Raw genomic sequence first — 7,031 nt, forward strand, 5'->3', positions numbered from 1 at the left:
GTGCTAAAGATGCATATTTTTGATGAACTATATGCTATGTTGCACTTAATGCATTTATATTTTGCGCTATTAATGTAATAGATTCTGTAAAAAATATTCTTGATAAAGAAGGAAAATGACTCTTTTTTGTAGAATAATATAACAGAGAAGTTGAAGTATGGGGTGCGAAGAGATGAATAGACACTTTGATGACGAGTTAATTGAACAAATAAAAAACGCGAACGACATAGTGGAAGTGATTTCTGAATACGTACCGCTAAAGAAAAATGGGCGAAACTATTGGGGGTGTTGCCCCTTTCATAATGAAAAAACGCCGTCCTTTAGTGTTACCCCAGAAAAGGGCTTTTTTTATTGTTTTGGTTGTAAAGCAGGGGGCAATGTATTTAACTTCCTCATGCGTAAAGATAATTTAACATTTCCTGAAGCATTAGAAAAATTAGCGAATCGTGCGAACATACAACTCCCAGAAAAAGCGTTGACTCAAGAAGAGATCCAGCGAAAAGCACATCGGGATGAAATGTATAGGGTCAACGATTTAGCTGCCACATTTTACCATAACTGTTTAACTCAAACAGAGACGGGAAAGGAAGCGCTTACGTATCTTAAGGAACGGGGATTATCAGAAGAAATAATCGAGCAATTTCGCTTAGGTTTTGCCCCAAGTGGCCGAGATAGATTAAGCCGGGCATTTACGCAACGTGACATACAGGAGCGGACCTTACTCGAATTAGGTTTGGCCCGAAAAAATGAACGAGGCATGTATGACTATTTTAGAAATCGCGTTATGTTTCCTATCTGTGACGGCCGTGGCCGTGTAGTTGCATTTGGTGGACGGATTATAAAGCCCAGTGAAAGGGATCCTAAATACTTAAATTCACCAGAAACTAATTTTTTTAACAAAGGACATATGCTATTTGCTTTTGACAAGGCGTGGCAAACAATTCGCCGAAAAAGGCAAGTGGTCTTAGTCGAAGGCTATATGGATGTAATTAGTGCGCATAATCATGGCGTTACTAATGTGGTGGCCTCGCTAGGTACTGCGTTTACGGAGAATCAAGCACGCTTATTAGTGCGACAAGCTGATGAAGTCATCTTAGCATATGATATGGATGGTGCAGGGCGCCATGCGGTGCGCGAAGCTATTAAAATTTTACAAAAATTAAAATTTAAAATTCGTATTGTAGTTATGCCCGATGGAAAAGACCCGGATGATTATTGTCGAAACCATGGGGGCGAGGCGTTTCAACAATTAATTGATGAAGCTATATCGCCTTTTGAATTCTTTTTAAATGAATCGTTAATTCAAGAAGATCGCAATACAGCAGCGGGCAAACAGGCTATTTTAAAGAATATGTTTGACTATATTAAAGAGGTGGACAATCCCATTGAACGGGAGACCTACTTGAAGGCCTTAGCACTGCCTCTATGGCTCGATAATAGTAGCATATTGCGCATGTTTAGGCAGTATACCGGAAATGGTGACTTGCCTATGACATCACCAAGAGAAGCAGTAAAGGCAGCTAAGGTGAGTGAAGAAGACTATTTGACAGCTATGGCTGTTAGTACTGTGCCTTATTTGACTAGAGTTACACAGTATTTGCCTTTAGAAGATATAAGTAATGAAACTTATCGAGCTTTGGTAGCAAAGGCTCAGAAAGTGGCAAGTGAGACTGGACAAATACAGTCTACCGTATTAGAGGAGGCCTTCACTGATGAAGAAAAGGCAGCCTATGCACAATTAATGCTCTTGCATTATGATGATAATGCTTTAGATGGCTATATTCGAGCAGTACGGTTAAAATCCTTGCGTAAACAGTATAAAACACATAGTGCGTTAGCAGACCAGTTAAATCGTGCAGGAGATTCACGATTTATTGAAGAATTAAAACTCTGTCAGGACTTACAATCCTTGATAAAACAATGGTCCTGATAAATCTATGAAAGAAAGGAAGAGCGTTGTGGCTAAGAAGCAAAATAAATCGCATTTACAAGAAATTATAGAACAACTAGTAGCAAAAGGAAGAAAAACAGGTGCTTTATCGAGCAAGGAAATCACCGATGCTCTTCATGAAGAAGTAGATCTTACAGCGGAGCAGCTAGATGAAATGTATGATATCTTGCAAAAGAGTAATATTGAAGTTATTACTGATGATGTAGTAGCGGATGATAGTGAAGATATCATTGAAGAAGATGATGATGAAGATGTAACGGATGATGTGCGTGAAGCGAAGGAAGTTAGTTTAGATCTTAGTATTCCTGAAGGGGTTAATATTGACGACCCAGTGCGCATGTACCTTAAAGAAATTGGTCGTGTGCCACTTCTTTCTGCTGATGAAGAAATTTTATTGGCTCAACAAATTGAAGCAGGTGCAAAAGAAGATGCTTCCTATAAGGAAGTGCGCACCGGCGAACGGGCTAAGCAAAAACTTATTGACGCGAATTTACGTTTAGTTGTTAGTATTGCTAAGCGCTATGTAGGACGTGGCATGTTATTCTTGGATTTAATTCAAGAAGGGAATTTAGGCTTGATTAAAGCAGTTGATAAATTCGACTATACTAAAGGATATAAATTCTCCACATATGCTACTTGGTGGATTCGTCAGGCCATTACCCGTGCCATTGCGGACCAAGCGCGTACAATTCGTATTCCAGTACACATGGTAGAAACGATTAATAAATTAATTCGTATTTCCCGTCAATTATTACAAGATAAAGGGCGCGAACCATTGCCAGAAGAAATTGCTGAAGGCATGGGAATCAGTGTAGAACGGGTTCGTGAAATTCAAAAAATCGCCCAAGAGCCAGTATCTTTAGAAACACCAATTGGGGAAGAAGAAGATTCCCATTTAGGCGATTTTATTGAAGACCAGGATGCTATTGCACCAGATGATGCGGCTAGTTATATTCTTCTAAAAGAGCAAATTGAAGATGTATTCTCTTGCTTAACTGAAAGAGAACAACAAGTACTTGTGCTTCGCTTTGGTTTAAAAGATGGCAAGCCTCGTACATTAGAAGAAGTAGGTCAACATTTTAATGTAACTCGTGAACGTATTCGTCAGATTGAAGGTAAGGCATTGACTAAATTACGCAATCGTGGCAAACGAGATAAGATCAAAGACTTCTTATAAGAGTTTTCATAATAAGATGTTTTATGAGAGTTTGTAAAAAGGATTTCGTATAAAAAACTTCGTATAGAAAATTTCTTATAGTATCGTTTTATAAGAATCATATAAAGGCTCTCACCATTACGCCTCCTATAGAGTAGGGGCAATGGTGAGAGCCTTTTGGTATAATAGGGCCTTATTAGTTGTACGTCTACTTAATGACTAAATGGTTGCATATAAACTTTTTTAATGCCCTTCTAATAATGGATTAAAGGTTAAGTAAATATAAAAAAGCTATCTACATAATGTAGATAGCTTTTTACTTGGTGGGCCCACCTGGGTTCGAACCAGGGACCGACCGGTTATGAGCCGGTTGCTCTACCCCTGAGCTATAGGCCCAAGAAATGAGTCTTTATATTAGACAGTCAGTGACTATAGGCAACACATGGTGTATTGCAACTCTAATATTATAGTACAAGTTACTAGAGTATGCCACTAAGTTATTATACATAAAAGACTATCTCTTAGTCAATACAAAGAGTGACTTCTTAGACTGATTCTCCAGTCATATTTCTTAGGCTTTTTAGCTCTTCGAGAAAGCGACTTACTGTAGGTGAAAGGATTTGATGGCTTCGGGTGACTAGGTACCATTTATTTTCTACGAAGGGCTCAATGGGGCGTGCCACAAGAGTGGGATGCGTATCGGGTAAGAGTCCTTCTAAGGTTACTGCAAAGCCCAGTCCATCCTCTACTAGGTAGGTCATATTATTGATTAGATTATAGGTGGCCACAATGTTTAAATTAGACCGGCTAGTACCAAATAATTCATAATCAACAGGATTGATAAAACCTTGACGAACTAAAATTAGGGGAAGATTTTTTAGTTCATCTTTATGAATTGTGCTTTTGTTGGCTAAGGGGCTGTCGCGGCGCATAACTAGTAAGCTGCGATCGCTAGCGTGAAGATCATAATAATCATAGCCTTCTTTAAACGTAGGCTCCACAACGAGCCCCATGTCGATAAGCCCTTTGGCTAGGCGATCCATGATAACAATTTGGTCACCTGTATATAGATGGAGATGAATTTGTGGATAGATGCTTTGTAGCTTTTTAAAACAATGGCTGATGACTGATATATGCCTTGTTTCTCCACAGCCTAAGTAGATATTGCCATTTAGGAGTGTTTCGTCTTCTTGGAGGACCGCTTCGGTAGTTTCGAGGCGGTCTAAAATCTCTCTACCCTGTTGTTGTAAATAACGACCTTCTTCGGTCAAGGTAATATTTCGTTTGCCACGAATAAATAAAGTTTTGCCTAATTGCTCTTCTAGGTCTTTAATTTGTTTAGATAAAGTTGACTGGGTAATGTGTAGTCGCTGTGCTGCACCAGTAATTGTACCTTCTTCGGCAATGGTTAAAAAATAGGTAAGTAAACGAGTTTCAATCATAGGTTCTCTCTTTTTACTGTATATGATGTTATACAGATTAACTATATAAACTATGTTTTCTGATTTTTATATGTTTTATTCTTTAAATTGTAGAGCTTTTTTATGGCTCTATTTTATTTTATCATTCCTAAAAACGATGGTAAAGGAGATATAATAACTATTAGATATAAATTAATGATGATTTTATACTATATATAGAAAACTACATAATATAGAAGACGATATAAAGTGAAGTACAGAAATCCATATAGCACATTAGATAGCCCATATAGTATTTTATATAAAAATCAATATAGCGTGGTTATATAACTATATGAGAACCCAAGAATTAAGATGCTCATATAATGTAATAATTTGAGGAGGGATTACCGTGAGTCATTCATTAGTAGCCTATTTTAGTGTGACCGGTTCGACAGAACGGGTGGCACAGAATTTGGTTCAGGCCATAGGGGCGCATTGTTATAAAATTGAACCAGAAAAGCCATATACAGCAGAGGATTTAAATTGGACGAATAAAAAGAGTCGTTCATCTGTAGAGATGAGTGATTTGAATTCACGGCCAAAGATAAAAAAGCCTTTGCCAGAACTTGATACGGTTCAATATATATATGTGGGATTTCCTATTTGGTGGTATCGCGCCCCCTCCATTATTAACAGCTTTTTAGAATCTTTCGATTTAACGGACAAAGTGATTATTCCTTTTGCCACTTCGGGGGGTAGCACTATGGGACAAACTAATGTGGCTTTATCGCCATCCTGCGTGGGCGCTGTTTTGAAGGAAGGTAAACGATTTTCAGTTCATGTTTCAGTTGAGGAATTAGCTCGTTGGGCACAAACTTTTGAACTTCACTAGGAGGTTTTGTATGAAAGGATATAAGAAGTCATATATATATTTAGTTGCTAGTATTACACTATTGCTCTCCGTTGGCACTGGGACTTTAGGAACCGTACAGGGTGCGGACCTGAGGGAGAGTCAATTACATAGTGGCATGGTCAATCGCTTTAAGAGCAGCGAAACGGTATCGCCTCAAAGCAGGTCTGAGGTTAATTCAAATGGAATGGAACGAAGTAGTCAGGATTTAGTAAAGGAGACAAAGAGTCAGATGAGTAAAGTAACTACTAATTCAAATATTAAAGAAGAAGCTCGTGTATTAAATGAAAAAGAGATCGCATTAGTTAATATTAGTAAATATACCGCTACAGGGGAGCAAGATTTGCTTAAACAAGCTGTTATGGCAGGGCTTGATAAGGGACTTACTGTAAATGAAATAAAGGATGCCATGGTGCAACTTTATGCGTATACAGGGTTTCCGCGTAGTTTAAATGGTCTTAGTGTTTTAATGAATACGGTAAAGGAACGTGAAGCTAAGGGACTCAACACTGTGGAAGGAGCCGCGGCAACGACGACTATATTAGAAGGACAGGCCTTAGCTGAAGGCACTAAAGTACAGACTGAATTAGTGGGTGCTGAAGTAAAAGGGGCATTATTTGATTTTGCGCCAGCTATTGACCAATATTTAAAAAGCCATTTGTTTGGCGATATTTTTGCCTCTAATGTGTTAGATTGGCGGAATCGTGAAATTGTTACAGTAGCAGCGCTAGAAGCTTTATCAGGAGTTGAATCACAACTTGGGGCGCATCGTCAAATTGCTAAACACAATGGTGTTAGTGATGGCGTATTAGATGAAATTTCTACTATAGTTCATACGCAAGGCACTATGTCTCAATTTGCTATTGGTAAGTCCAATGATGGATATGCACAATATTTTAGTGGTAAGAGCTGGTTGGCCCCACTTAATACGGAAGAAGTAGGCATTTACAATGTAACGTTTGAACCAGCAAGTCGCAATAATTGGCATATTCATCATGGGGCTGGTCAAATTCTAGTTGTTGTTGATGGTAAAGGTTGGTATCAAGCTGAAGGCGAACCAGCACGAGCTCTACAAACTGGTGATACAGTGTACATTGCACCAGAAGTCAAACACTGGCATGGTGCTACTAAAGACAGTTATTTTTCACATTTGGCCTTAAGTGTGAATAAAGACGATGTCAGTGTTACTTGGTTAGAGCCAGTCAGTGATGCACAGTATATGCCTCTTGATTGGAATGAGTCTATTAAAGGGGCTGTTACGGAATAAGTTGTTAGTAATAAACCATTTTAAGTAAAATTTTATATCGTTTTATATGACTAGAGAATCCTTTGTAATTAGAGTGTATGAGATCTAATTATAAGGGGTTCTTTTTGGTAGCTAGCGTTCCAGTTAGGACGAAGTTAAAATAAAGTTTGAGTGAAGTTAAAACAAAGTTAGAGAGAAATTAAAACAAAGTCAGAGAGAAGTTAAAACAAAGTCAGAGAGAAGCTAGAAGAAGGTTACTGCATAGGCCATTATTTGCGAAATTGAATAAGGTTTGTTACACTGAAAGAGTAAAGAGTAAAGAGTAAAGAGTAAAGAGTAAAGAGTAAAGAGTAAAGAGTAAAGAG

General features: G+C 38.2%; 5 protein-coding genes and 1 tRNA gene. 4 read left to right on the top strand and 2 right to left on the bottom strand.

Annotated elements, in window-relative coordinates; translation table 11 throughout:
- Positions 1-172: 172 nt before the first annotated feature.
- Positions 173-1,930 carry a DNA primase gene (dnaG, locus tag Q0376_RS03580; RefSeq protein WP_298704174.1) on the top strand — a complete coding sequence of 586 codons (1,758 nt, stop codon included), beginning with the start codon at positions 173-175 and terminating at the stop codon, positions 1,928-1,930.
- Between the two features lie 28 nt (positions 1,931-1,958).
- Positions 1,959-3,128: an RNA polymerase sigma factor RpoD gene (rpoD, locus tag Q0376_RS03585; protein ID WP_298704176.1), complete on the top strand. Its 1,170-nt coding sequence runs from the start codon at positions 1,959-1,961 to the stop codon at positions 3,126-3,128.
- A 300-nt stretch (positions 3,129-3,428) separates the two neighbouring features.
- Here rpoD and Q0376_RS03590 read toward each other — a convergent pair.
- Together Q0376_RS03590 and Q0376_RS03595 are read right to left on the bottom strand one after the other, a co-directional pair.
- Positions 3,429-3,503: transfer RNA gene (locus tag Q0376_RS03590), tRNA-Ile, on the bottom strand.
- 149 nt (positions 3,504-3,652) lie between these two features.
- Entirely contained in the window at positions 3,653-4,549 is an 897-nt protein-coding gene (locus Q0376_RS03595; protein ID WP_298704178.1) for a LysR family transcriptional regulator, read from the bottom strand.
- 370 nt (positions 4,550-4,919) lie between these two features.
- Here Q0376_RS03595 and Q0376_RS03600 point away from each other — a divergent pair, with 370 nt between their 5' ends.
- Positions 4,920-5,402, top strand: coding sequence for a flavodoxin (locus Q0376_RS03600; protein ID WP_298704180.1), 483 nt, complete (start codon positions 4,920-4,922; stop codon positions 5,400-5,402).
- Between the two features lie 10 nt (positions 5,403-5,412).
- On the top strand, positions 5,413-6,687 hold the full coding sequence (locus Q0376_RS03605; protein ID WP_298704182.1) for a carboxymuconolactone decarboxylase family protein: 1,275 nt from the start codon (positions 5,413-5,415) through the stop codon (positions 6,685-6,687).
- Positions 6,688-7,031: the final 344 nt, after the last annotated feature.

It is taken from the genome of uncultured Veillonella sp. (assembly GCF_937981445.1).
Lineage (GTDB): Bacteria > Bacillota > Negativicutes > Veillonellales > Veillonellaceae > Veillonella_A.

What these genes read in the sequence shown, in the direction of transcription:
- dnaG (WP_298704174.1), top strand. Translation starts at nt 173, where the DNA reads ATGAATAGACACTTTGATGACGAGTTAATTGAACAAATAAAAAACGCG.
- Q0376_RS03595 (WP_298704178.1), bottom strand. Translation starts at nt 4,549, where the DNA reads ATGATTGAAACTCGTTTACTTACCTATTTTTTAACCATTGCCGAAGAA.
- Q0376_RS03605 (WP_298704182.1), top strand. Translation starts at nt 5,413, where the DNA reads ATGAAAGGATATAAGAAGTCATATATATATTTAGTTGCTAGTATTACA.